The sequence below is a fragment of the Nocardioides jiangsuensis genome (genome assembly GCF_019679455.1).
Lineage (GTDB): Bacteria > Actinomycetota > Actinomycetes > Propionibacteriales > Nocardioidaceae > Nocardioides_C > Nocardioides_C jiangsuensis.
Window position 1 is genome coordinate 47,566 of the sequence record NZ_JAIEZQ010000001.1, and the last position, 22,844, is coordinate 70,409.

Annotated in this window: 25 protein-coding genes; 12 read left to right on the forward strand and 13 right to left on the reverse strand. The window is 72.7% G+C overall.

Features of this window, described 5'->3' with window-relative positions; all coding sequences use genetic code 11:
• Positions 1–49: 49 nt before the first annotated feature.
• Genes K1X13_RS00255 through K1X13_RS00270 form a run of 4 tightly spaced genes read right to left on the reverse strand, consistent with a single transcriptional unit; the run spans position 50 to position 4,806 of the window.
• Positions 50–1,837, reverse strand: a complete 1,788-nt coding sequence (locus tag K1X13_RS00255) for a glycoside hydrolase family 15 protein (RefSeq protein ID WP_221023057.1) — start codon at positions 1,835–1,837, stop codon at positions 50–52.
• 1 nt (position 1,838) lies between these two features.
• Complete coding sequence (locus K1X13_RS00260; RefSeq protein ID WP_308249301.1) at positions 1,839–2,294, reverse strand: hypothetical protein; 456 nt, start codon at positions 2,292–2,294, stop codon at positions 1,839–1,841.
• 33 nt (positions 2,295–2,327) lie between these two features.
• Positions 2,328–4,031 (reverse strand): alkaline phosphatase family protein, encoded by a 1,704-nt coding sequence (locus K1X13_RS00265; RefSeq protein ID WP_221023059.1) that lies wholly within the window; start codon positions 4,029–4,031, stop codon positions 2,328–2,330.
• The gene (locus tag K1X13_RS00270; RefSeq protein ID WP_221023060.1) at positions 4,024–4,806 is read right to left on the reverse strand and encodes a CDP-alcohol phosphatidyltransferase family protein; all 783 of its coding nucleotides are present in this window, start codon (positions 4,804–4,806) and stop codon (positions 4,024–4,026) included. Before K1X13_RS00270 ends, K1X13_RS00265 begins: the two co-directional genes overlap by 8 nt.
• A gap of 86 nt (positions 4,807–4,892) precedes the next feature.
• Here K1X13_RS00270 and K1X13_RS00275 point away from each other — a divergent pair, with 86 nt between their 5' ends.
• The 8 genes from K1X13_RS00275 (at position 4,893) to K1X13_RS00310 (ending at position 11,500) form a co-directional block, all read left to right on the forward strand.
• On the forward strand, positions 4,893–5,873 hold the full coding sequence (locus K1X13_RS00275; protein WP_308249302.1) for a zinc-dependent alcohol dehydrogenase: 981 nt from the start codon (positions 4,893–4,895) through the stop codon (positions 5,871–5,873).
• Positions 5,874–5,877: 4 nt separating this feature from the next.
• Entirely contained in the window at positions 5,878–6,276 is a 399-nt protein-coding gene (locus tag K1X13_RS00280; protein WP_221023062.1) for a 6-pyruvoyl trahydropterin synthase family protein, read from the forward strand.
• Entirely contained in the window at positions 6,273–7,340 is a 1,068-nt protein-coding gene (locus K1X13_RS00285; protein WP_308249303.1) for a glycosyltransferase family 4 protein, read from the forward strand. The genes K1X13_RS00280 and K1X13_RS00285 overlap by 4 nt, the downstream gene beginning before the upstream one ends.
• Positions 7,337–8,161 carry a methyltransferase domain-containing protein gene (locus K1X13_RS00290; RefSeq protein ID WP_221023063.1) on the forward strand — a complete coding sequence of 275 codons (825 nt, stop codon included), beginning with the start codon at positions 7,337–7,339 and terminating at the stop codon, positions 8,159–8,161. The genes K1X13_RS00285 and K1X13_RS00290 overlap by 4 nt, the downstream gene beginning before the upstream one ends.
• A gap of 121 nt (positions 8,162–8,282) precedes the next feature.
• The gene (locus K1X13_RS00295) at positions 8,283–9,275 is read left to right on the forward strand and encodes a lysylphosphatidylglycerol synthase transmembrane domain-containing protein (RefSeq protein WP_221023064.1); all 993 of its coding nucleotides are present in this window, start codon (positions 8,283–8,285) and stop codon (positions 9,273–9,275) included.
• Positions 9,268–9,960, forward strand: coding sequence for a RibD family protein (locus K1X13_RS00300; RefSeq protein ID WP_221023065.1), 693 nt, complete (start codon positions 9,268–9,270; stop codon positions 9,958–9,960). Before K1X13_RS00295 ends, K1X13_RS00300 begins: the two co-directional genes overlap by 8 nt.
• Positions 9,961–9,973: 13 nt before the next feature.
• The gene (locus tag K1X13_RS00305; protein ID WP_221023066.1) at positions 9,974–10,618 is read left to right on the forward strand and encodes a GTP cyclohydrolase II; all 645 of its coding nucleotides are present in this window, start codon (positions 9,974–9,976) and stop codon (positions 10,616–10,618) included.
• A 30-nt stretch (positions 10,619–10,648) separates the two neighbouring features.
• Positions 10,649–11,500 carry a bile acid:sodium symporter family protein gene (locus tag K1X13_RS00310; RefSeq protein ID WP_221023067.1) on the forward strand — a complete coding sequence of 284 codons (852 nt, stop codon included), beginning with the start codon at positions 10,649–10,651 and terminating at the stop codon, positions 11,498–11,500.
• Positions 11,501–11,527: 27 nt separating this feature from the next.
• Here the strand turns inward: K1X13_RS00310 and K1X13_RS00315 are convergent, their stop codons facing one another.
• The 6 genes from K1X13_RS00315 to K1X13_RS00340 all read right to left on the reverse strand — a co-directional run bounded on the left by K1X13_RS00315 (position 11,528) and on the right by K1X13_RS00340 (position 17,133).
• Positions 11,528–12,583 (reverse strand): ABC transporter ATP-binding protein, encoded by a 1,056-nt coding sequence (locus tag K1X13_RS00315; RefSeq protein WP_308249304.1) that lies wholly within the window; start codon positions 12,581–12,583, stop codon positions 11,528–11,530.
• Positions 12,580–13,365: an ABC transporter permease gene (locus K1X13_RS00320; RefSeq protein ID WP_221023068.1), complete on the reverse strand. Its 786-nt coding sequence runs from the start codon at positions 13,363–13,365 to the stop codon at positions 12,580–12,582. The genes K1X13_RS00315 and K1X13_RS00320 overlap by 4 nt, the downstream gene beginning before the upstream one ends.
• Entirely contained in the window at positions 13,362–14,213 is an 852-nt protein-coding gene (locus K1X13_RS19510; RefSeq protein ID WP_221023069.1) for an ABC transporter permease, read from the reverse strand. Before K1X13_RS19510 ends, K1X13_RS00320 begins: the two co-directional genes overlap by 4 nt.
• Before the next feature lie 30 nt (positions 14,214–14,243).
• Positions 14,244–15,383, reverse strand: coding sequence for an ABC transporter substrate-binding protein (locus tag K1X13_RS00330; protein ID WP_221023070.1), 1,140 nt, complete (start codon positions 15,381–15,383; stop codon positions 14,244–14,246).
• A gap of 277 nt (positions 15,384–15,660) precedes the next feature.
• Entirely contained in the window at positions 15,661–16,356 is a 696-nt protein-coding gene (trhA, locus tag K1X13_RS00335) for a PAQR family membrane homeostasis protein TrhA (RefSeq protein WP_308249305.1), read from the reverse strand.
• 78 nt (positions 16,357–16,434) lie between these two features.
• On the reverse strand, positions 16,435–17,133 hold the full coding sequence (locus tag K1X13_RS00340) for a winged helix-turn-helix transcriptional regulator (protein ID WP_221023072.1): 699 nt from the start codon (positions 17,131–17,133) through the stop codon (positions 16,435–16,437).
• A gap of 175 nt (positions 17,134–17,308) precedes the next feature.
• Between K1X13_RS00340 and K1X13_RS00345 the strand changes: the two genes are divergently transcribed.
• Genes K1X13_RS00345 through K1X13_RS00355 form a run of 3 tightly spaced genes read left to right on the forward strand, consistent with a single transcriptional unit; the run spans position 17,309 to position 18,856 of the window.
• A complete protein-coding gene (locus K1X13_RS00345) occupies positions 17,309–18,151 on the forward strand; it encodes a class I SAM-dependent methyltransferase (protein WP_221023073.1) in 843 nt (280 codons plus the stop codon).
• A 35-nt stretch (positions 18,152–18,186) separates the two neighbouring features.
• A complete protein-coding gene (locus K1X13_RS00350; RefSeq protein WP_308249306.1) occupies positions 18,187–18,663 on the forward strand; it encodes an NUDIX hydrolase in 477 nt (158 codons plus the stop codon).
• Positions 18,664–18,691: 28 nt separating this feature from the next.
• A complete protein-coding gene (locus K1X13_RS00355; RefSeq protein WP_221023075.1) occupies positions 18,692–18,856 on the forward strand; it encodes a hypothetical protein in 165 nt (54 codons plus the stop codon).
• A gap of 123 nt (positions 18,857–18,979) precedes the next feature.
• On the opposite strand, the gene K1X13_RS00360 is transcribed toward K1X13_RS00355, so the two are convergent.
• Genes K1X13_RS00360 through K1X13_RS00370 form a run of 3 tightly spaced genes read right to left on the reverse strand, consistent with a single transcriptional unit; the run spans position 18,980 to position 21,743 of the window.
• The gene (locus K1X13_RS00360; RefSeq protein WP_221023076.1) at positions 18,980–19,450 is read right to left on the reverse strand and encodes a hypothetical protein; all 471 of its coding nucleotides are present in this window, start codon (positions 19,448–19,450) and stop codon (positions 18,980–18,982) included.
• Positions 19,447–20,637, reverse strand: a complete 1,191-nt coding sequence (locus K1X13_RS00365; protein ID WP_221023077.1) for a fatty acid desaturase family protein — start codon at positions 20,635–20,637, stop codon at positions 19,447–19,449. Before K1X13_RS00365 ends, K1X13_RS00360 begins: the two co-directional genes overlap by 4 nt.
• Positions 20,638–20,648: 11 nt before the next feature.
• On the reverse strand, positions 20,649–21,743 hold the full coding sequence (locus K1X13_RS00370) for a ferredoxin reductase (protein WP_221023078.1): 1,095 nt from the start codon (positions 21,741–21,743) through the stop codon (positions 20,649–20,651).
• Positions 21,744–21,978: 235 nt separating this feature from the next.
• On the opposite strand from K1X13_RS00370, the gene K1X13_RS00375 reads away from it, so the two are divergent.
• Positions 21,979–22,722 carry a hypothetical protein gene (locus tag K1X13_RS00375; RefSeq protein ID WP_221023079.1) on the forward strand — a complete coding sequence of 248 codons (744 nt, stop codon included), beginning with the start codon at positions 21,979–21,981 and terminating at the stop codon, positions 22,720–22,722.
• Positions 22,723–22,844 lie beyond the last annotated feature (122 nt).

Sequence of the window (22,844 nt, forward strand, 5' to 3'; positions counted from 1 at the left end):
TGACGCCGTTGGTACGGCGCCGTGGCCGCTTGTCCCGAACCGGCACGAGTCACCTCCCCCTCGGCGCAGGACCGCGGAGTGCGAGGGCGGCCTGCACGAGGGCGGCGTGGGTGAGTGCCTGCGGGTAGTTGCCGAGGTGATCACCGGTCGTGGGGTCCATCTCCTCGGCGTACAGGCCGACGGGGCTCGCGCGTTCCAGCATCTCCTCGAAGAGCGCGAGAGCGTCCTCGCGGCGGCCGCAGCACGCCAGCGCCTGAACCAGCCAGAACGAGCAGGGCAGGAACGCGCCCTCGTGGCCAGGCAGGCCGTCGCGACCGGGCGGGTACCGGAAGACCAGCGGGCCACCGGCGGACAGCTGGTCGCGAACTGCGTCCACCGTGCCCCGCACCCGGGGCGACTCCGGCTCCTCGAGACCGATCAGGGGCAGGACCAGCAAGGCGGCATCGAGGTCGTGCGAGCCGTAGCTGCGGGTGTAGCTGCCGATGCTGCGATCGAACCCGTGCTCGTTGACCGCGACGCCGATCGCCTCGCGGGCGTCGAGCCATCGCCGGCGTTGCCGGGCCGAGATCCGGTGCGTCTCGGCGATCCGCAGGCCACGGTCGAGCGCGAGCCAGCCCATCAGCTTGGAGTGCACGTGATGGGCGGCGTCGTCGCGGATCTCCCAGATGCCCGCATCGGGCTCGGTCCACCGGCGCGCCACCAGGTCGGCGAACCCCCGCATCGCGCGCCAGGTCTCCCCGTAGAGAGGGTGGCCCGCCTGGACGAGGACCCAGGCGGCGTCCAGCACCCAGCCGTAACCGTCGAGCTGGTGTTGTCCGGCCGCTGCGTTGCCCACACGCACGGGCACGCTCCCTGCGTAGCCCGGCCAGCCGCGCAGGGTCCGCTCCGCCGTCGCGGGACGGCCGTCCAGCGTGAACAGCACCGGCAGGCGGGGCCGCGCCAGACGGCTGGCGTGCAGCAGCCACCACAGGAACCCACGGGCCTCATCGACCTTGCCGACGTTGAGGAATGCCGCGATGCCGATGCTCGCGTCACGCGGCCATGCGAAGCGATAGTCCCAGTTCCGCACGCCGCCGTACTCCTCGGGCAGCGACGTGGTGGGCGCGGCCACGGGCGCACCCGACGGCGAGTACGTGAGCAGCTGCAAGGTCAGCAGGCTGCGTACGACGGACTCACGGAACGGGATGTCGTGGTCGATGCCGGCGCTCCACGCCTGCCAACCGGCCTCGTCCCTCGCGAGCAGTTCCCAGGCCCTGGCCGGGTCCACATGGATCAGCGGTTCTCGATGGGCGACGGTGACGACGAACGTCACCGGCCGGCCCGGGGTGATGGCCAGCGGCGTAGTGCTGCCGACCGTGGCGCACTGTCCTGCGTCGCAGCCGAGGGACAACGCCAGCGACCCCCACTCGCACACCAGGGTCGGACCGCGGCGCCGGACCCGCGGCCTGTCGTGGTCCTCGCCGAGGCGGGGGTCGAACTCGACGAGCGCTTCTGCAGAACCACCCTCGGCAGACAGCCGGCGGACCAGGACCGTCGCCGGCAACAGGCGGCCGGCGACCTCGGCCACCATGCCCTCGGTCAGCGTCAGCCGGCCGTGCGGCGTGGCCCAGGTGGTCTCCAGCGTGGTGCAGTGCTCGCGGTAGCGTCGCTCCACGACCCTGGCGGCCTCGGCCGGTCCCAGCCGGAACTTTCCCCCGTCCACGCCTCCGAGAAGGCTGCCGAACACGGGCGCACCGTCGAAACGCGGTACGCAGAACCAGTCGATCGAACCGTCGCTGGAGACCAGCGCAGCGGTGCGGGTGTCGCCGAGCAGCCCGTAGTCCGCGATCGGTCTCATGTCAGCGAGCCTCCAGAAGCAGACCGAGCACGATGCCGTAGACGAGGTGGGCGGCGATCGCCACCGCGGGCGTCTGGATGCCGTAGTTCAGGGCGAGCACGCCTGGCGGCTCGAGCACGGCCGTACTCTCCGGGCCGGCGCGGTGAGATGCCATCCGCGGGTGGACGCCCGGGAGGAGCGGCAGCAGAACCGTGAGCGCCACCGTGACGTGCAGGAGCCCGAGCAGCCCCCCGAGCCACCAGGTGGCCTGGTGCAGCAGGGCGAACACCGCCGCATATCCGAGGGCGAACGCCTGACCGACGACCAGGTGGATGAGGAACCCGGCGAACCGGGCGCGGTCCGGGTCCTGGGTGACCAGCGTGCCGAGCACGAGGGGAAGGTCCAACCGGGTGAGACCAGCAAGCTGCGCGCTGGTCATCACGGCGGTGAGCGCGCTGGTGGCCACCAACCCGAACACGGCCCATCCTGCCCAGTCCATCGTCGTGCCGGCTCACGGGCCGGAAGCCGACGAGGGCGGCCGGGGGCCGTACGCGGTGAGGAAGCGGTCGCGGAAGGTGTCCATCGGCCAGACCGGCGCGTCCGGGCCGGGCCTCATCCCGGCCTGCCAGCCCCACCCGTCGATCCGGTCCAGCACGGCCGGGTCTCGGGCGATCACCGCGATGGGCACGTCGTGGCCCGCGGCGTCACCGGAGACGATCGCGGCGGGCTGGTGGTCGCCGAGCACGACGAGCACCAGATCGGGGTCGCCATAGGTCTCCACGAATGAGATGAGGGCGTCCAACGTGTACTCGATGGACCGCCCGTAGGCGGTGCGCACCCGCTCGGGGTCTCGCCACACGACGTCGGTCGACGGCCCCTGTGCGGGCATGGGGTCGAAGACCGTGCCGTCCCCGACCAGGCTCCAGTCGACCAGGCGGGGCAGCGGTGTCCACGGCGCGTGGCTCGACGCGAGGTCGATCTCCGCCATGACCGGAGGGTGGGGGTGCGCCAGCTCCAGGCGGTGGAAGGCGGCCAGGGTGTACTGGTCGGGCATGGTGGCGTAGCCGAACTCCGGGCCGACGTACCCGACGTTGCGGGCGTCGTAGAGCGTGTCGAAGTCGTAGAACTCTCCCTGGGGCCAGTCCTCGCGGTTGGACGGCACGTCGCCGACCGTCCGCCAGCCCGCGCGCTTGAAGGCGTCGCCGAGGGTGAAGCGGTCGCCGGCGACGAGGACGTCGTAGCGCTGCTGGGTGTCCACCCACAGGCCGGACTGCAGGGTGGCGTGGGCCAGCCAGCTCGCCGCCCCGTACGTCGGTGAGGTGAGGAAGGCACTTCGCGAGGAGAAGCCGGCCACGCGGAGCCGGCTGGTCCCCGCGTCCAGGGTGGAGCCGACCCGTGCCGAGAAGACCGGGTCCTGCACCGCGACACGGCCGTAGCTCTCCACGAAGACGACGAGGACGTCCTTGCCGCGCAGACCGGTGAGCAGCTCCTCGGCACGGACGCCGCGGAACGGGTCGTCGACGGATGCCTTCGCGAACGCCTGCCGGTCGCGTAGCTCGTCGGGGATCCGGCGTACGTGGTCGTAGACGAGTCCGGCCGCGCTGGTGGAGGCGAGCGGCGCGTCCGAGACGATCCGGACGCCGGACACGGCGCCCACCGCCCAGACCATCCCGAGCGCGGTGACGGCCCCGACCGACGTCGCGGTGTGCCGGTCCACGATCCGCGTCAGGCGGAGGACCGACAGCGGCAGGAGGACGACCAGGGCCACACCCAGTGCGCCGGCAGCCACCAGGGAGACCACCGCAGCGGGCCGACCGACCGAGTCGACGAGGAGGTCGACGGCGGATCCGACGTAACCCCAGTCGACCACGGGGTCGAACGGCCGCCCCAGCGCCGCCAGGAAGCCCATGTCCAGGATCTTGACGATGCTCAGCAGGCCGAGGGCAAGGCCGACCGCCACCGCCGTGATGCGTTGCGTGCCGGCCGGCAGGACCAGCACGAGCAGGACGACGAGGAGCCCCTCGAGGGGGATCCGGACGAACGCGCCCGGGCCGAGCCGTCCGATCTCGGTCGGTGCGAGCAGGGCGAACCACACGAGCAGGCAGGCCAGCACCGTGGCGACGGCGGAGGCGGCGGCGCGGAGCCTGGCTCCCCACCTCGAGCGACGAGCGTCTCCGCGGTGGGTCCACGCACCCGGGGGAGCCGGCTCACGCATCGCGCACCGCCACCGGCTCCGCCTCGCGGCCCGGCACGCCGCTCCGCCCCACCCGCGGGGCGGGGACCGCGAGCCGGCCGGGCTCGGCACGCCGGTGTCCCCAGAGCCACCACACGTCGCGCCCGAACGACTCCGTGAGCAGAGCCAGCGCGGCGGCCAGGGCGAGGTTCGTCGAGAGGAGGGGGAGGGCGTCCGCCGCCGCGGCGGCCAGCACCACCCCCTGCGTCGCCGCAACGACCTTGCGCCAGTAGCGCGGCGGCAGTGACCCGCGCAGCCACGGCAGCAGCGCACCGGCGGCGCCGAACACGTACCGCGCCGCGCCGATCGCGAGCACCCACGCGCCGGCCGACCGGGCGACGTACACGCTGAGGACCAGGATCAGGAGCGCGTCGACCTCCATGTCGAAGTGCGCGCCGAGCGTCGACGCCGTCCGCGTGCGCCGTGCGACCCGGCCGTCGACCGCGTCGAGGACGAGAGCCACGACGGTCAGCGCCAGCAGCGTCACCACCGAGGTGTGCCCGGTGAACGAGTCGGCCGTCAGCGCAACCACCCCGCCGACGAGGGTGGCCCGCGTGAGCGTCACCCGGTCAGCGGGCCCGAGCCCGCCCGTCCCGTACCGCGCGAGCCCGCGAGCCAGGGAGGCGTTCGTGACCACCCCACAGGTGATACCGACCACCCAGCCGGAGCCGCTGAGGCCGCTGGTCGCCGCGAGCGCGGCGAGCAGCACCGTCTGGCCGATCAGCCCCACTACCGGGCCGGTTTGAACCGTACGCACCGTGCCTCCGTGTCCAAGGGGGTACGGCGGTAGTACGAGAACTCCGATGCTCGGGTTCACTGCGGTGACCGGGGGAGGTGGGGCCGGTGAGGGGTGACGCGTTCGCGTTCTGGCTGCGCGAACCGGGGGTGGGCGAGATCCGACCGGCCCAGCTGCCCGAGCCGGGCCCCGGCGACGTCCTCGTACGGACGCTGCGTTCCGGGGTGAGCCGGGGCACCGAGACGCTGGTGTTCCGGGGAGGGGTCCCGGTCAGCCAGTACGCCGTGATGCGAGCGCCGTTCCAGGAGGGCGACTTCCCCGGGCCGGTCAAGTACGGCTATCTCAGCGTCGGCGTGGTCGAGCACGGCCCGCCGGAGCTTCTCGGTCGCAGCGTGTTCTGCCTGTACCCGCACCAGACCGCCTACGTGGTCCCGGCCGATGCCGTGGTCCTCGTGCCTGAGGACGTGCCGCCGGAGCGAGCGGTGCTCGCCGGCACCGTGGAGACCGCCGTCAACGCCCTGTGGGATGCGGCACCGCTGCTCGGCGACCGGGTCACGGTCGTCGGTGCCGGCATGGTCGGCTGCTGCGTGGCGCGTCTGCTGACCCGGGTGCCCGGCGTACGGACGACCCTCGTCGACGTCGACGCCACCCGAGCCGGCGTGGCTGCCGCCCTCGGCGTCGACTTCGCCCTCCCCGCCGACGCCACCGGCGGCCGTGACCTCGTCGTGCACACCAGCGCGACGTCCGCCGGGCTCCAGCAGTCGCTCGACCTGCTCGTCGCGGAGGGCACGGTCATCGAGCTCAGCTGGTACGGCGACGCCGTGACACGTCTGGAGCTCGGGGGCGCCTTCCACTCGGGGCGCCTGCGCATCCGCGCCAGCCAGGTCGGCGCGGTGGCCGCGGCCCGGCGCGGTCGCCGCACCGCTGCCCAGCGGCGGGCGCTCGCCCTGGAGCTCCTGCGCGACCCCGCCTTCGACGCGTTGCTCACCGGCACGTCCCGCTTCGACGAGCTGCCCGACGTCATGCCCCGGCTGGCGGACGGGAGCCTGCCGGCGCTCTGCCACACCGTCACCTACGACGAAGGATGAATGCATGTTCAGCGTGACCGTCCGCGACCACATGATGATCGCCCACAGCCTCCGCGGCGAGGTCTTCGGACCCGCACAGCGTCTGCACGGCGCGACCTATGTGGTCGACGCGACGTTCCGGCGGGCGGTCCTCGACGCGGACAACATCGTGGTCGACATCGGACGGTCGGCAGGCGCGCTGCACGACATCGTCGGCGAGCTGGGCTACCGCAACCTCGACGACGAGCCCGCCTTCGCCGGGATGAACACCTCCACCGAGGCGCTGGCCCAGGTGATCGCCGACCGGCTCGCCGAGCGGGCACGTGCCGGCGCTCTCGGCGAGGGCGCGCGCGGGCTGGCCGGGATCGCGGTCACGCTGCGCGAGTCACACGTCGCGTCGGCCAGCTACGAGCGGCCGCTGTGACCGCCGTGCACGTGATCGTGCCCGACGGTATCGACGATCCGGCGCGACCGAGCGGCGGCAACACCTACGACCGCAGGATCTGCGGCGGTCTCGGCGCGCTCGGCTGGGCTGTTCACGAGCACGGCGTGGCAGGGGAGTGGCCCAGGCCGGACACGGCGGCGCGCGCCGGCCTGGCACGTGAGATCGCGGGGATCCCGGACCGCTCCGTCGTGCTGCTCGACGGGCTGGTCGCCTCGACCGTCCCGGAGGTGCTGGTGCCCGAGGCGGCCCGGCTGCCCCTGGTCGTCCTCGTGCACATGCCGCTGGGTGGCGGGCGGCCGGGTGGCGTGGCGACCGATGTCCGGGCCGACGAGCGCGCGGTCCTGTCCGCCGCCGCCGCGGTCGTCACGACCAGCGCGTGGACCCGGCGCCGGCTGCTCGACCGGTACGCGCTGCAGCCGGGCCGGGTCCACGTCGCGGAGCCCGGCGTCGACGTGGCCGAGCTCGCGCCGGGGACGCCGGCCGGCGGCGAGCTGCTCTGCGTCGCGGCGGTGACGCCGGAGAAGGGGCACGACGTGTTGCTCGCGGCGCTGGCCACCATCGCCGACCTGACGTGGCGGTGCGCGTGCCTGGGCACCCTGGCCCGCGACCCCGGCTTCGTCGGCCGTCTGGCCAGCCGGGCCCGCGACGACGGAATCCACGACCGGGTGTGGTTCGCCGGGCCGCGCACGGGCACCGACCTCGCCACCGCGTACGCAGCGGCGGACGCGCTGGTGCTGGCCTCGCGGGCCGAGACGTACGGGATGGTGGTCACCGAGGCGCTGGCGCGTGGTCTCCCCGTCGTCGCCACGGCGGTCGGCGGGGTTCCGGAGGCGCTCGGTCACGGCGCCGACGGGGTCCGTCCCGGCCTGCTGGTGCCCGCCGGTGACCCCGCGGCTCTCGCGGCGGCCCTGCGCCGGTGGCTCAGCGACGCAGGACTGCGACAGCGCTGCCGGCACGCGGCCCGGCAGCGCCGGGAGACGTTGCCGGGCTGGGCGGACACCTCGCGGCAGATCTCCCGGGTCCTCGGCGGGGTGGCTGCGTGACCGCCGGGCCCGCCCGGGTCACCCCCGCATGGCTGGCACTGCGGGAGCGGGCCGACGCCGAGGCCCGCGCCGCCGACCTCGTCGAGCGGACCGGGCGGACGCTGGCGGCCGACCGCGACGTGGTCGTCTGCGACCTCGGCTGCGGCACAGGGTCGATGGCGCGCTGGCTCGCCCCGCGCCTGTCAGGGACACAGCAGTGGCTCCTGTTCGACCGGGAAGCCGCCCTGCTCGCGCACGCCGCCGCGGACATGCCCGCCGCAGGCGCCGACGGCGGCCCGGTGTCCGCCCGGACCCGGCGGCGCGATGTCACCAGGCTGGACACGGCCGACCTGTCCGGCGCGTCCCTGGTCACCGCCTCGGCGTTGCTCGACATGTTGACCGCGGACGAGCTGGACCGGGTCGTCGCGGCCTGTGTCGAGGTGGGCTGCGCCGCCCTGCTGACCATCTCCGTGGTGGGTCGTGTGGACCTCGTGCCGGCCGATCCGCTGGACGAGTGCCTGGTCGACGCGTTCAACGCCCACCAGCGTCGCACGGTCGACGGGCGGCGCCTGCTCGGTCCGGACGCGGTCGGCGCGGCGGTCGAGGCCTTCACGCGGCTCGGTGCCGAGGTCCTGGTCCGGCCCAGCCCGTGGCGGCTCGGCGCCGACCAGGCCGCGCTGGCGGGGGAGTGGCTGTCCGGCTGGGTGGACGCGGTGTGCGAGCAGCGCCCCGAGCTGACCGCCGCGGCCGGACCCTACGTGCGATGGCGCCTGGCGGAAGCCGCTGCCGGCCGGCTGGAGGTCACCGTCCACCACGACGACCTGCTGGCCCTCCCGGGATGATCTCCCGCGCGCCGATGAACCGGGCAGGTGCTGGGCCCGTACGTCACCTCAGGCAGGAGAACGCCTACCGGGGGCGCGTGCACCCGCATCGACACCTGCATCGAGGCGATCGGAGGCCGGGATGAGTCGGACGCGGTGGACGTGGGCGCGCCTGCTGGGCGGCGCGGCGATCCTCGCCGTCCTGGTCTGGCGGCTGGGCACCGGCCCCTTCCTGGACGGCGTCCGCAGGGTCGACGGGTGGTCACTGGCGGCGGCGACGGGCATCGCGGTGCTGACCACGGCGTGCTGCGCCTGGCGGTGGAGCCTGATCGCCCGGGGCCTCGGAGCTGCCCTGCCGCTGCGGGCGGCGGTCCCCGCCTACTACAGGTCGCAGTTCCTCAACTCGGCGTTGCCCGGCGGCGTGCTCGGGGACGTGCACCGCGCCGTCCGCCACGGGCGCGCCGTCGGTGATCTGAGCCGTGGGCTACGGGCCGTCGCCTGGGAACGCTCCGCCGGGCAGGTCGTGCAGGTCCTGCTGGCGGTGGTCGTGCTGCTCCTGCTGCCGTCGCCGGTGCGCTCCTCCATGCCGCTCGTCGCCGTCGCGGTCGGGACGGGTGTGCTGGCCCTCGCTCTCCTGGGTCGGGCTCACCCTCGCGGCGTCGGGACTTCTCTCCGGGCGCGGACGGTCCGGGCGGCGGCGACGGATCTTCGCGAGGGGCTGTTGGCGAGACGGGCGTGGCCCGGCATCGTCCTGGCTTCGGTCCTGGTCGTGGTCGGCCACGCCATGACCTTCCTGATCGCGGCGCGGGCCGCGGGATCGGTCGCGTCGACGGTCCGGATGCTGCCGCTGGCGGTCCTCGTGCTGCTGGCCGCGGGAGTGCCCACCAACATCGCCGGGTGGGGCCCGCGTGAGGGCGTGGCCGCGTGGGCGTTCGGCGTGGCCGGACTGGGCGCGGCCCAGGGCGTGGCGACCTCCGTGGTGTACGGCGTCATGGTGCTCGTCGCCACTCTGCCCGGCGCCGTCGTACTGCTGGTGGCGTCGCTGCATCGGGACCCGCCTGCCCGGGGCGCGGAGGACCCACGCCGGTGGCGCCCGACGGCCACCGCCTGTCCGGAAGGGGCCGCCGGTGGCTGACCGTCCCTACACCCTGCTGAGCTGCGGCATGTCGATCGACGGGTATCTCGACAGCGCCACCGGGAAGCGGCTGGTGCTCTCCAACGACGCCGACCTCGACCGCGTCGACGCGGTGCGCGCCGACAGCGACGCGATCCTCGTCGGTGCGGCCACCGTCCGGAACGACAACCCGCGGCTGCTGGTCAGGGCCCAGGCGCGGCGGGACGAGCGAGTCGCCCGGGGGCTCCGGCCCACGCCGATCAAGGTCACCGTGACCCGGCGTGCGCAGCTCGACGCCTGCGCCAACTTCTTCGCCACCGGCAACACCGAGAAGCTGGTCTACTGCGCGAGCGCAACGGTGTCCGAGGCCCGGGACCGGCTCGGGAAGGTCGCGACAGTGGTCGACGGTGGCCAGCCGGTGGACATGCGACGGCTGAGCGAGGACCTCCACACCCGAGGCGTCCACCGGCTGATGGTCGAGGGGGGCGGAACGGTGCACACGCAGTTCCTGACCGACGACCTCGCCGACGAGCTGCACCTGGTCGTCGCGCCGCTGTTCGTCGGCGACTCACGAGCCCGGCGGTTCGTCGGCGACGGCCGGTTCCCCTGGAACCCGGACCGGCGCGCGACGCTCGCGGAGGTGCGCCGGATCGGTGACGTCGTGCTGCTGCGGTACGCGCTGTCGGCGCGGTTCCGCACGGACTGATCGAGGAGGCCCGATGCCGCGAAGTCTGCCCGTGGCGACGATCCGCACGGAGCTGACGGTGCCGCTCCGGTTCACCGACGGGTACGCCACGACCGCGCGCGTGTTCACCTTCGACGGGCTGGCCGACGGCCTGGAGCATCTCGCCCTCGGTCTCGGTGACCGTGTCGGTGGGTGCAGCCCTGACGCGCACCGAGGTCCACCTCCGCTCGTCCGGCCGCACAGCGAGTGCCTCACCGGCGACGTCTTCGGCAGCCAGCGATGCGACTGCGGCCCGCAGATGCGTGAAGCCGTCGAGCGCATCGCGGACGCCGGTGGGTTCCTGCTGTACCTGCGGCAGGAGGGGCGGGGCATCGGCCTGTACGCGAAGCTCGACGCCTATGCGCTGCAGGACGCGGGCCTCAACACCTACGAGGCCAACCTCGCGCTCGGCTTCGCCGAGGACGAGCGCGACTACACGGTCGCGGCGCAGATGCTGCTGGCGCTGGGGTTCGCGCGGGTGGCCCTGCTGAGCAACAACCCGGACAAGGCCGCGCAGCTCGACCGCCTCGGGGTGACCGTGACCGAGCGGGTCCCGACAGCGGTGCACCTGTCCGCGGTGAACGGACGCTACCTCGCGACGAAGGCCCTGCGCGGCGCCCACACCCTCGACGTGCCCTAGGGCCGGGAGCGGGCGCCGAGCGGCATCACCGTGACGCGTGACCTGCTCGCGCTGATCATGCTGGGGATGGGCATGACGCTGCAGTCCGGCGACTTCGCCATCGTTGCCCGGCGGCCGGGAGCCATGCTGCTCGGGGTGACCGCCCAGTACGTCGTCATGCCGCTCCTCGCATGGGGGATCGCCACGGGCCTGCAGCTGTCACCGGAGCTGGCCGCAGGCATGGTGCTGGTGGGCTGTGCGCCCGGCGGGACGGCCTCGAACGTGATGGTGTTCCTGTCCCGCGGCGACACCGCCCTGTCCGTGGCGATGACCTCGGTCTCGACGCTGCTCGCCCCACTCCTGACGCCGGTCCTGGTCCTCGCCCTGGCAGGCCAGTTCCTCCCCATCGACGCAGCGGCGCTGTTCGTGTCGATCCTGCAGATCGTGGTGGCGCCGGTTGCCGTGGGCTTCCTGCTGCGGCGGTTCGTGCCCCGGCCGATCGAGCGCGTCCTCGACGCCCTCCCCCTGGTCTCGGTGATCGGCATCACCGCGGTGGTGATGGCGGTGGTGGCGGCCAGCGCTTCGACGCTCCTGACCGTGGGCGTGGTCCTGGTGGTCGCGGTGGTCCTGCACAACCTCCTGGGCTACGCCCTGGGGTACGCCATCGCCCGAGGCTTCCGGCTGAACGAGCCCGGGAAGCGCGCGGTCAGCATCGAGGTCGGCATGCAGAACTCCGGACTGGCCGCGGCCCTGGCCACCGCGCACTTCAACCCGGCGGCTGCTCTGCCGGCGGCGATCTTCTCGGTCTGGCACAACGTGTCGGGCTCGGTGCTGGCCAGCTACTGGTCGCGTCGCTCGACCGAGCCGGTCCCCTCCGAGTCCGCCCCCGTGTCGTCCCGCTGATCCTGCCGCCTGGTCGACCGGCCCGGGCTACCCCGCTGGGACGACGAGCACCGGCGAGGGGGCGACCGAGACCCGGACCCGGGTCCCCGGCGCGAGCTCGGCCGCGAGTGCGCTCGAGGTCTGCGCCGTGACCTCCGGCCCGCCGTCGAGGTCGCAGGTGACGTGGGAGACCGAGCCGAGGAAGGACCTCGACGCCACCGCGGCGTTCCCGTCCGACTCGGGGCGCACCTCCAGCGCCTCCGGACGCACCAGCGCCAGGCCCGGGCCGCTGGCGACCGATCCGTCGAGGAGCGGCACCGTGCAGTCGAGGACTCGGGCGGTCGAGCCGTCGACCGCCGCGTCGAGGCGGTTGGTGAGGCCGACGAACTCGGCCACGAAGCGCGTCCGGGGCCGCGCATAGAGCTCCTCGGGCGGCGCGATCTGCTCCAGCCGGCCGTTCGACATCACACCGACCCGGTCGGCGATCGCGAGCGCCTCCTCCTGGTCGTGGGTCACGAACACCGTCGTGCGGCCGACCTCCATCTGGACGCGGCGGATCTCCTCGCGCAGCTGGGTCCGGACCTTCGCGTCGAGGGCCGAGAGCGGCTCGTCGAGCAGCAGCACCGACGGTTCGACCGCGAGGGCGCGGGCCAGCGCCACCCGCTGCTGCTGGCCACCCGAGAGCTGGTGGGCGTAGCGGTCGCGCTGGTCCCCGAGTCCCACCAGCTGGAGTACCTCGAGGCCGCGTGCGCGGCGCTCGCGCTGCCCGACACCGCGCATCCTGAGGCCGAAGCCGACGTTCTCGAGCACGGTCATGTGCGGGAAGAGGCTGTACGCCTGGAAGACCATGCCCATGTCGCGCTTGTTGGCGGGCACGTCGCTGATGTCCTGCCCCGACACCAGCACACGGCCCTCGTCGGCACGCTCGAGACCGGCGAGGATCCGCAGTGCCGTCGTCTTCCCGCAGCCGGAGGGGCCCAGGAGCGCGACCATCTCCCCGGGCTCGATGGTCAGGTGCAGCCCGTCGAGCGCGTGCACGCTGCCGTAGTGGCGGGAGAGGCCGTCGAGGACGACCTCCGCGCCGGGGCCCTGGGGCGAGGTCACGTCAGGTTCTCCTTCCGGGCGCGGCGGCCACGCCCGACGTACGACAGGGCCATCAGCAGCACGGACGCGAAGAGCAGCGCCGCCGCGGAGGCCGCCACGGAGGTGCGTGCCTCGCTCTTGCCGAGCAGGGCGATGACCACCTGGAGGTTCTCGTAGTTGGTGAGGGAAGCGATCGTGAACTCGCCGAGCACGAGGGCGACCGAGACGAACGCGGCGGAGAGCACGCCGGACCAGATGTTGGGGACCACGATCCGGCCGATGACGGTGAACCACCCGGCACCGAGGGAACGGGCGGCCTCGGACAGCGTCACCGCGTCGATGCCGGACAACGCCGCGTCGATCGCCCGGTAGGAGTAGGGCAGCACCAGGACGACGTAGACGAAGGTGAGGGTGAGCACCGAGTCGCTGACCAGGTAGTTCACCCACGAGTAGACGTTGCGCATGCCCACCACGATCACGAGGGCCGGGATGGTGAGCGGGAGCAGGCACAGGAACTCCACCAGCCTGGTCGCGCGGGGGACCCGCAGCCGGACCCAGATCATCGTGGGGACGAGCAGCACCAGCATGCCCCCCACGGTGAGCAGCGCGAGGAGCAGCGACGTGATGATCGCCGCGGACAGGTCAGGGTCGCGGACGAGGTCGAGCCACGCCTCACCGCTCCGGCCGCCCCCGAGATCGCGCGTGCTGAAGTCGAGCATCGCGAGCAAGGGGACGAGGAAGAACGCCCCGAAGAGCAGCAGCAGCGCGACGCGCGTGACGCGCCAGGTGTACGACGGCTTCACCGCAACCACCTCGACGTACGCCGGACCAGCAGCGCGTACGCGGTCATGACCACGGCCACGACCACGATCATCTGGAAGGCCAGGGCGAAGGCGAGGTTCTGCCGGCCCAGCAGCACCTCGCTGGTCAGCGCGGCGCGGATGAGCAGCGGCACGATCGGGTTGCCCTGGCTCACCAGCGCCGCCGCCGTCGCGTAGGCGGCGAACGCGTTCGCGAACAGCAGGAGGCTCGCGCCCAGGAACGCCGGCCGCAGCAGGGGGACCGCCACGCGGGTCCAGTACTGCCAGGTGGTGGCGCCGAGGTTCACCGCGGCCTCCCGCCACTGTGGGCGCAGCCCTTCCAGAGCGGGGAGGAACACGATCACCATCAACGGGATCTGGAAGTAGGTGTAGACGAGGATCAGCCCGGGCAGGCCGAAGAGCCAGCCGGACCCGAAGATGTCCACGCCGACGGCGGAGCGGAGCAGCTCCGTCACGACGCCGGAGAAGCCGAGCATGGCGATGAAGGCGAAGGCCAGCGTCACGCCGCCGAACTGGGCCAGCACCCCCGACACGGACACGACCACCCGGCGGAGCAGGGAGGTCGGGGGAGCGGTGACCACGAGGTAGGCGAGCAGGGCGCCGAGGACCGCCCCGATGACCGCGGTGGTCGCCGACAGCACGACGCTGTTCCACAGCGTGCGCAGCGCCGCCTCACTGAACAGGGCCTCGATGTTCGCGGTGGAGAAGCTGCCGTCCTCCTGGAACGCCCCCACGACCACGGTGACCGTGGGGACGAGCAGGAAGATCGTCAGGTAGACCAGGAACGGAAGCAGCGCCAGGGACGGGCTAAGCGCGGTACGTCGGCTCACTCCGAGGTCTCCGGGTCAGCGGTCATCTGCTCAGCCCACCACCTTGGCCCAGTTCTCGGCGAGGTACGCCGCCGCCTTCTCGGTCTGCTCGTTGGTCGGGATCACCGGCTCTCCCGCCACGTCGGGCAGGGCGTCGTACAGCGCCTGGTCGATCGTGCCGGCCTCGGCCATCGCGTCGGCCCGCACCGGGCGCGCGCCGCCCTTCAGCCAGAGGTTCTGCCCCTCGTCGGAGTAGAGGAACTCCTGCCACAGCCGCGCGGCGGCCGGGTGCGGCGCATCGGCGTTGATCGCCTGGAAGTAGTACCCGGCGATGGCGGCGTTCTCGGGAACGACGACCTTCCAGGTGGGCACGTCCTTGGTCAGCGAGGCGTTGAGGTAGTCCCAGTCGATGACGACCGGCGTCTGGCCGGACTGCACCGTCGCCGGGGTCGGGTCGACCGGGAGGAAGTTGCCGGCGTCGCTCAGTTTCTGGAAGTACTCGACGCCCGGTGCGATGTCGTCCGGGGAGCCGCCGTTGGCGACCGCGGCCATCACCACGCCGCTGAAGGCCGCGCCGGCCTGGGTCGGGTCACCGTTGAGGGCCACCTTGCCGCGGAAGTCGCTGCCGAGCAGGTCGTCCAGCGTGCTGACCTCGGGGACCTCGGCCGAGTCGTAGCCGATTGACATGAAGCCGCCGTAGTCGTTGACCCAGGTGCCGTCGGCGTCCTTGAACTCGTCGGGGATCGTGTCCCAGGTCTCGACCTGGTACGGCGCGAACAGGTCGGTGTTGGCGAGCGCCACGGACTGGCCGAGGTCGAACACGTCGGGCGCCCGGTCGGTGCCCTCGAGCTGGTTGGCCGCGTTGATCTCGTCCTGGCTGGCGGCGTCGGGCTGGGCCGAGTTCACCGTGATGTCGTACTTCTCGGCGAAGGTGTCGATGATCTCGCCGTAGTTGGCCCAGTCCGGCGGGAGCGCGATGACGTTGAGCTCACCCTCCTCCTGTGCCGCCTTGACGAGGTCCTCCATGCTGCCGAAGTCCTCGGCGGAGGTGGCCTGCGCCGCCGAGACCCCGTTGCCTCCGCCGGCGTCGCCGCCGTCGCCGCGCTCCTCGGTGGGTGCCGCGCACGCGGACAGGACCAGGGCCGACAGGCCCAGTCCGGCGCCGATCAGCAGGTGCGTTCTACGGGTCATGGCTGCCTCCCTCGTCGCGGCGGGCGTTCAGTCCGCGGCATTGCCCGGGACCGCCCGGAGTGATCCTCCTCACGGCCCTCAGGCTGAAGGTACCGAACCGTGGCGCCCCGCAGCCCCGGAAACGTCGGCAGGTCGGAAAAACTTGCCTGTCGTTCACGACCACGACGACGTGCACTCGGGGCGCACCGGGCACGACCGCACGCTCGAGGCCTGGTCCGGACGGCGCCGACTGCACGTCCGACCGGTCGGCCCGGTGCGACGCCGTGCGGGCTCCGCGTCAGCGCAGGGAGTACGTCGCGATCGACACGCCCGCGTAGTGCGCGGCGAACGCGATCACGGTGAGGCCGTGGAAGACCTCGTGGAAGCCGAACAGATGCGGGATCGGGTTCGGCCGGCGCAGCCCGTAGACGATGCCGCCGAGGGTGTAGAGCAGGCCGCCGAGGGCGATCAGGACGACGACCGCGGCGCCGGCGTACCTCAGGAACTCGTCGAGGAAGAAGACCGCGGCCCAGCCGAGCGCGATGTAGATCGGTGTGTACAGCCAGCGCGGCGCGCCCGGGTAGAGCAGCCGGAAGGCGATGCCGAGCGTGGCACCGCCCCAGGCGAGCGTGAGCAGGAGCACACGGTCCTGGCCGTGGAGCAGCAGCGCGAACGGGGTGTAGCTGCCGGCGATCAGCAGGAAGATGCTGGCGTGGTCCAGGCGGGTCAGCACGATCTCGGTGCGGCGGGACCAGCCCCCGCGGTGCAGGGTCGCGGAGACGGTGAACAGGGTCAGCGCGCACGCCGCGAAGACCAGCGCACCGATCCGCGGTACGCCCGGTGGGGAGAACGCGACGAGGAGAACACCGGCGACGAGGCTGATCGGCGCGGTCGCCGCATGCAGCCAGCCGCGCATGCGGGGCTTCAGTTCGTGGATGACGTCGACGACGTGCTCGCCAACGGCCTCCGCCGTGGCCCGAGGGGAGTGGTTCACGGAGGCACATCTACCCATGGACCGCCCGTGTGAAGCACACGGCCGAAACCGGTCCAGACCCGACAGTCCGCCCTCCGGTCAGGTCGCCGTACCCACCGGCACAGCAGGGCGCGGCACGGTGGCGAAGCCGGAGAGGGTGAACCACCCCGGTACGGCGCGCCGGAGCGTCTCCGGCCCCTGCACCTCCACCGACCCGGCACGCAGCGCGTCGGGCCAGGTCAGGTCACCACGCCACACGCGGACCATGCTGCGCAGGCCGGCGGTCACCGTCACCGCGACGGGATAGCCCGGGTCCAGGTCGCACACGTCGGCCTCGTCCGGGTCGATCACCAGCCACCAGCTCCGGAGCTCCGAGGGAGCGTCGGGGAACCGGAACGAGACGACCGTACGGCCGGGCGGTACGGCGTCCCGGTCGATGTGGCGGTGCATGTCCCACAGCAGCAGCTTCGGGTCGAGGTCCTCGTCGCCGAGCTCGCCGATCCAGCGGATGCCCCACGCGCCGAGCGCCTCGACCACCGGGCGCAGCTCCCGACCGGCCGGGGTGAGCACGTAGCGCACCTCGTTGCCGGCCACCCGGCGCTCGACGACGCCGGCCCGGACCAGCTGCTGCAGCCGCCGGGACAGCAGCGCGGGCGACATCCGGGGCAGGCCCCGGCGTAGGTCGTTGAAGTGCTCGGTCCCGCTCACCAGCTCGCGGACCACGAGCAGGGTCCACCGCTCGTCGAGCAGCTCCATCGCCTTCGCGACCGGACAGAACTGGTGGTAGGACGCGCCCATGCTCTGCAGGGTAGAGCCGCCCCGCCTGCGCAGCCAGAGGCGAAGGCACCGCTCGAGCCCCGCCTGGGTGCGCGTCCTCGGACGTGCCGGTACAGATCCCGTACTAGGAACCGGTGACCTCTCGTTCCTACCGTCGAAGACCAAGGCCCCTTCACGAGGATCGAGGAGAACAGAGATGACCGAACAGCTGGAGGCACCGGTCGCCGACCGGGCCCTGAAGGCCAAGCACCGTGCCATGTGGGCGCTGGGCGACTACCCGGCGGTGGCGACGGAGATCATCCCGGACCTGGGCGAGGCCCTGGTCCGGGCCAGCGGAGTGGGACCCGGCCACCGGGTGCTCGACGTGGCCGCCGGGAGCGGCAACGCGGCGATCCCCGCGGCGGCGACCGGCGCGAGCGTCGTCGCCGGCGACCTGACACCCGAGCTCTTCGAGGCGGGGCGCGTGCTGGCCGCGCGGCGCGGCGTCGAGGTCGACTGGCAGGAGGCGGATGCCGAGCACCTGCCGTACACGAACGGCGAGTTCGACGTGGTGCTGTCCTGCGTCGGGGTGATGTTCGCGCCCCACCACGAGGACGCGGCCCGGGAGCTGACCCGGGTCTGCCGTCCGGGCGGCACGATCGGCCTGCTCAGCTGGACCCCCGAAGGCTTCATCGGCGAGATGTTCGCGACGATGAAGCCGTACGCGCCCCCGCCGCCCCCCGGGGCTCAGCCGCCGCCGCTGTGGGGGAGCGAGGCGCACGTGCGGGATCTGCTCGGCGACCGGGTCACCGAGGTCGTGGCACGTCGCCGGACGGTCCGGGTGGACCACTTCGCCCGGCCCGAAGACTTCCGGGACTACTTCAAGGCCAACTACGGGCCGACGATCGCGGTCTACCGCGCGATCGCCGAGGGCCCCGACCGGGTCGCCGCGCTCGACCGTGACCTGGCCGAGCTCGCCCGGCGTCACGACGTCGGCGGCCCGGACCACACGGTGATGGAGTGGGAGTACCTGCTGCTCACCGGGCACAGACGCGGCTGAGCGCGCGGGTCCGGGGCGAAATGTACGGTGGGCCGGTGCCGATCCCCGACTTCGTCCTCCGTCTCCGCGAGAAGGTGGGCCACGACCTGCTGTGGCTGCCCGGCGTGACCGCGGTGGTGCTCCACCGAGACGAGGTGCTCCTGGTCCGCCGCTCCGACAACGGCCGCTGGGCACCGGTGACCGGGATCGTCGACCCCGGTGAGCACCCGGCGCACACCGCGGTCCGCGAGGTCACCGAGGAGACCGGGGTCTCCTGCCGGGTGGAGGCCCTCGTCTGGGTGAACGTCACCGACCCGACCGTGCACGCCAACGGCGACCACGCCCAGTACCTCGACCACACGTTCCGGTGCCGGTACGTCGACGGCGCGGCGCACGTCGCCGACGACGAGTCGGTCGAGGTCGGCTGGTTCCCCGTGACCGATCTGCCGCCGATGGACCCGGCCCTGGTCGAGCGGATCAGGGCGGCCGTCGAGCACAGCGGCCCGGTCCGGCTCGCCGTAGCCGGGGCCTGAGCGAGCCGCCGCCCTGCTCTTCGCCGCCATGCCTGACCTGCTCCGGAGCGTCGTCAGGCTCGTGCGCCGTGGTGTCGTGTTCGAGCTCCGGCTCTGCCGCAGCCTGTTCCGCTGGGTGGCCCGACGTACCCACGGCCTGGCGCCCGGGGTGGAGCCGTTCGGCTACGCCCGGGCGGTGACCCCCCAAGGGTGACCGGGTGGTCACCGGACTGACCTTCCGGACCGACGACCCGCGTGCCCTGGTCACCCGGGCGCGCGCCCACCTGCCCTCGCGCCCCGGGCGACCCGCCGGTCGCGGCTGAGCCGGAGGAACCGGTCAGCCGGGCAGCCGCAGGTCCTCGGAGACCGCGTTGGCGTGGAAGGCCACCCGCTGGTCGCCCTGCCGGCTTGCGGGGCGTTCGAGCTCGAAGCCACCGGTGACGACGAGCGCCCACGTGTCGACCCTCGCCGGCTGCCCGAGCACCGGCTCGCCCAGCGCCGGGTAGAGCCGCAGCGCCGCCTCCGCGCACCCGCGGTGCAGCGGCGGGTAGTGGAACGCGTTGGCCTCGGCCTCCTCGGCCGAGCCGACGAACGTCACCCCCCACTCCAGCGAGATGCCGCACAGTCCGCAGATCCGGCTGAGGGCGCAGCGGATCGCCCGCTTCTTGACGACCCGGCCGATCTCCACGGTGCCGTCCTCGGCGTCGCTGACGAACGGCACCGGGACCCCGCGGCGCGGGTCCGTCGGGCGGTCCGCCAGATCGGCCGGCAGCGGCACGGTCGACCTGGCGTCGCGGTCCACGGTCACGCCGACCGCCGCGACCAGCTGCCGGTCTCCAGGCGCCGTACCGGCCGTTCGGCGTCAGTGAGCCGCCGTCGGGGGAGCCGGCGCGGGGGAGGGGTCGGGTCCGGCTCGCTGGTCATCCCGTTGGGCAGGGAGAGCTTCCAGATCGTTCGCAACGCCTGGCCGTACTGCCGGTGCAGCGGACCGGTGGTGTACGGGATGCCGTACCGCTCGCACAGCGCGCGGACCCTCACCGAGATCTCCGCGTACCGGTTGCTGGGCAGGTCGGGGAAGAGATGGTGCTCGATCTGGTAGCCGAGGTTGCCGCTCATCACGTGCAGCAGCGGGCCGCCCTCGAAGTTCGCCGACCCGAGCATCTGCCGCAGGTACCACTCGGCGCGGGTCTCGTCCTCGATCTCCTCCTCGGTGAAGTGCATCGCACCGTCGGGGAAGTGCCCGCAGAAGATGATCATGTAGGACCACACGTTGCGGATCAGGTTCGCGGTGGCGTTCGCCTTCAGCGTGGAGAGGAACGCGGGACCGCTCAGCAGCGGGTAGACCACGTAGTCCTTGCCGATCTGCCGCCGGATCTTGCGGCCGATCTGGCGCAGCTGCCGCTTCATCTCCTTGGGGTCCTTGCGGCGCTTGCGGATCGCCTCGAGGTCGAGGTCGTGCAGCGCGACGCCCCACTGGAACAGCAGCGCGAGCAGCGTGTTGTAGACCGGCTGCCCGAGGTTGGCCGGGTGCCACTTCTGCTCACGCGCCATTCGCAGGATGCCGTACCCGATGTCGTTGTCGTAGCCGAGCACGTTGGTGAACTGGTGGTGCACGTAGTTGTGCGAGTGCTTCCACTGCTCGGCGGGCTGGGCGGTGTCCCACTCCCAGTTGCTGGAGTGGATCTCGGGGTCGTTCATCCAGTCCCACTGACCGTGCATGACGTTGTGCCCGATCTCCATGTTCTCGAGGATCTTGGCCACCCCGAGCATCAGCGTGCCGGCGACCCACGCGGGCGGGAACCTGCTGGCGAACAGGGTGATCCGGCCCGCCGCGGCGAGCCGGCGCTGGATGGTGATGATGCGGTTGATGTACGCCGCGTCGGCGGCGCCGCGCGAGGCCTCGATCTCGGCGCGGATCGCGTCGAGCTCGCGCCCGAGCTCCTCGACCTCCGCCTCGCTGAGGTGGGTGTACTCCTTGACGTCTGAGATGGCCATGCGGCTTCTCCCTAGATGTTGAGCGTGACGTCACCGCAGGCCGCGGTGACACAGGTCTGGATGTTCTCGTTCGGTTCGTGGTGCTCCTCGCCGGAGCGCAGGTCGCGGACCCGGCCGGAGGCGAGGGTGAGCGTGCAGGTGTGGCAGATGCCCATCCGGCAGCCGTAGGGCATGCCGACACCGGCCTGCTCGCCGGCCTCGAGCAGGGTGGTGGCGCCGTCGGCCTCGACCTGCTTGCCGGTGTAGGCGAAGGTGACCGTGCCACCCTCGCCGCCGTCGCCACCGAGGTCGAGCGAGAAGCGCTCGACGTGCAGCTGCTCGCGTCGGCCGGCGCGGTCCCAGAAGTCCTCGACCGCGTCCAGCATCGGCGCCGGGCCGCAGGCCCAGGTCTCCCGGTCCCGCCAGTCCGGGCAGACCTCGTCGAGGTTCTCGAGGTCGAACATGCCCTGGACGTGGGTGTGCTGCTCGTGCAGGCGGAACCCGTCGTGGCGCACCGCGAGCGCCTGCAGCTCGTCGCGGAAGATCATCCGGTCCGGGGTGGGCGAGGAGTACACCAGCAGCACGTCGGGCACGGTGCCGCGCCGGTCGAGCGTGCGGAGCATGGAGATCACCGGGGTGATCCCGCTCCCGCCGACCAGGAACAGCATCCGCGCCGGGGGCGGGCTCGGCAGCACGAAGTCGCCGGCGGGCGCGGCCAGCCGGACGATGGTGCCCGGCGCGAGGCCGCGGACCAGGTGGTCGGAGAGGAACCCCTCCGGCATCGCGCGCACCGTGATCGTGATCGTCCTCCGGTCGTGCAGCGGAGGGGAGCTGAGGGAGTACGAGCGCCAGTGGAAGCGGCCGTCGACCTGTACGCCGATGCCGACGTACTGACCGGCGTGGTGCTGGAAGGACCATCCCCAGCCCGGACGGATCACCAGGGTCGCCGCGTCGTCGGTCTCCGGCACCACCTGCTCGACCCGGCCGCGCAGCTCGCGGGCCGACCACAGCGGGTTGACCATCGAGAGGTAGTCGTCGGGGTGCAGCGGGGTGGTCAGCTGGCGGGCCACCCCGCGCAGCCGCTCCCACCCCCGACCCGTGCCGACCGACGGTGTCGTGTCCGTCATCGCGCCCCCTTCATCGGCGTTATGTCACATTGAATGTAACTGAGAGTTACACCTTTTTGGAACCCGTTGTGTCCGGTGCCCGAAGTGGGCTGGGTCGCACCCGGCACGGTGACACTGGGCGATATGCCTGTTAGCGTCGGGCGCTGCCGAAGCCGGCAGCACGCCCTCGGGGGAGAGCCGGCCACACCGCCTCTCGGGAGAACGACGCATGCGCCACCGCGCCCGCCGACCGCTCATGGACCACCTTCACCGGCTGGTGCCGGCCTCCGTGCTCGACCGCTCTCCGCGGTGGATGGTGCCGGCCCTGACCGTCACCGTGCTGCTCCTCGGAGGCGGGGCCATCGCCTCGGCGGCCCTGGTGGAGGAGGACTCCGGCCCGGTGGTGGACGCGGCCGCGGACCCCGTGCGCAGTGAACCGAGCGTCTCCCGGAGCGCCGGGCGGTCCTCGCTTCCGGCCGAGCCCACCCGTACGACGGACGCCGCGCCGTCCGCGCCGAAGCTGGCCCCCGCCACCCCGCACGCGGAGCCGACCGAGTCGTCCTCCGAGACCACCGCGCCGGAGACGCCTGCCGCGCCGGCACCCGAGGTGTCCCCGGACGCGGTCGACCCGGCGGCGCCGCTCGAGGGCGTCGCGGAGAGCGCCGTACCCACGTCCTCGCCCGCTGAGTCGTCGAGCCCGACGGGCGAGACGTCCGGCGACCCGGCACCCACCCGCACCCCGGAGGACGTCACCGCGCCCGTGACCAGCATCGTCAGCGGGCCGGTGGACCGGGGCGCTTCGGTGTTCGAGTTCGCGGCCGACGAGCCCGCCACGTTCGCCTGCAGCGTGGACGACGGGGACTTCGAGCCCTGCGAGTCCGGCGAGGAGATCGACGACCTCGACGCGGGCTGGCACGCGCTCGCGGTGCGGGCGACGGACCTGTCGGGCAACACCGACGAGTCCGCGGCGCAGTGGAGCTGGCACACCACCGGGACCTGACACGCGGCGCCCCGAAGAACCAGTCCAGCCGCCACGCCGCCGAGGTGACGGGACAGTCGGGCGGTTCCTGCCTAGTCCTTCTGGGGGGTTTTACTTTCTTCGGTACGAATCTCGGCCGATCT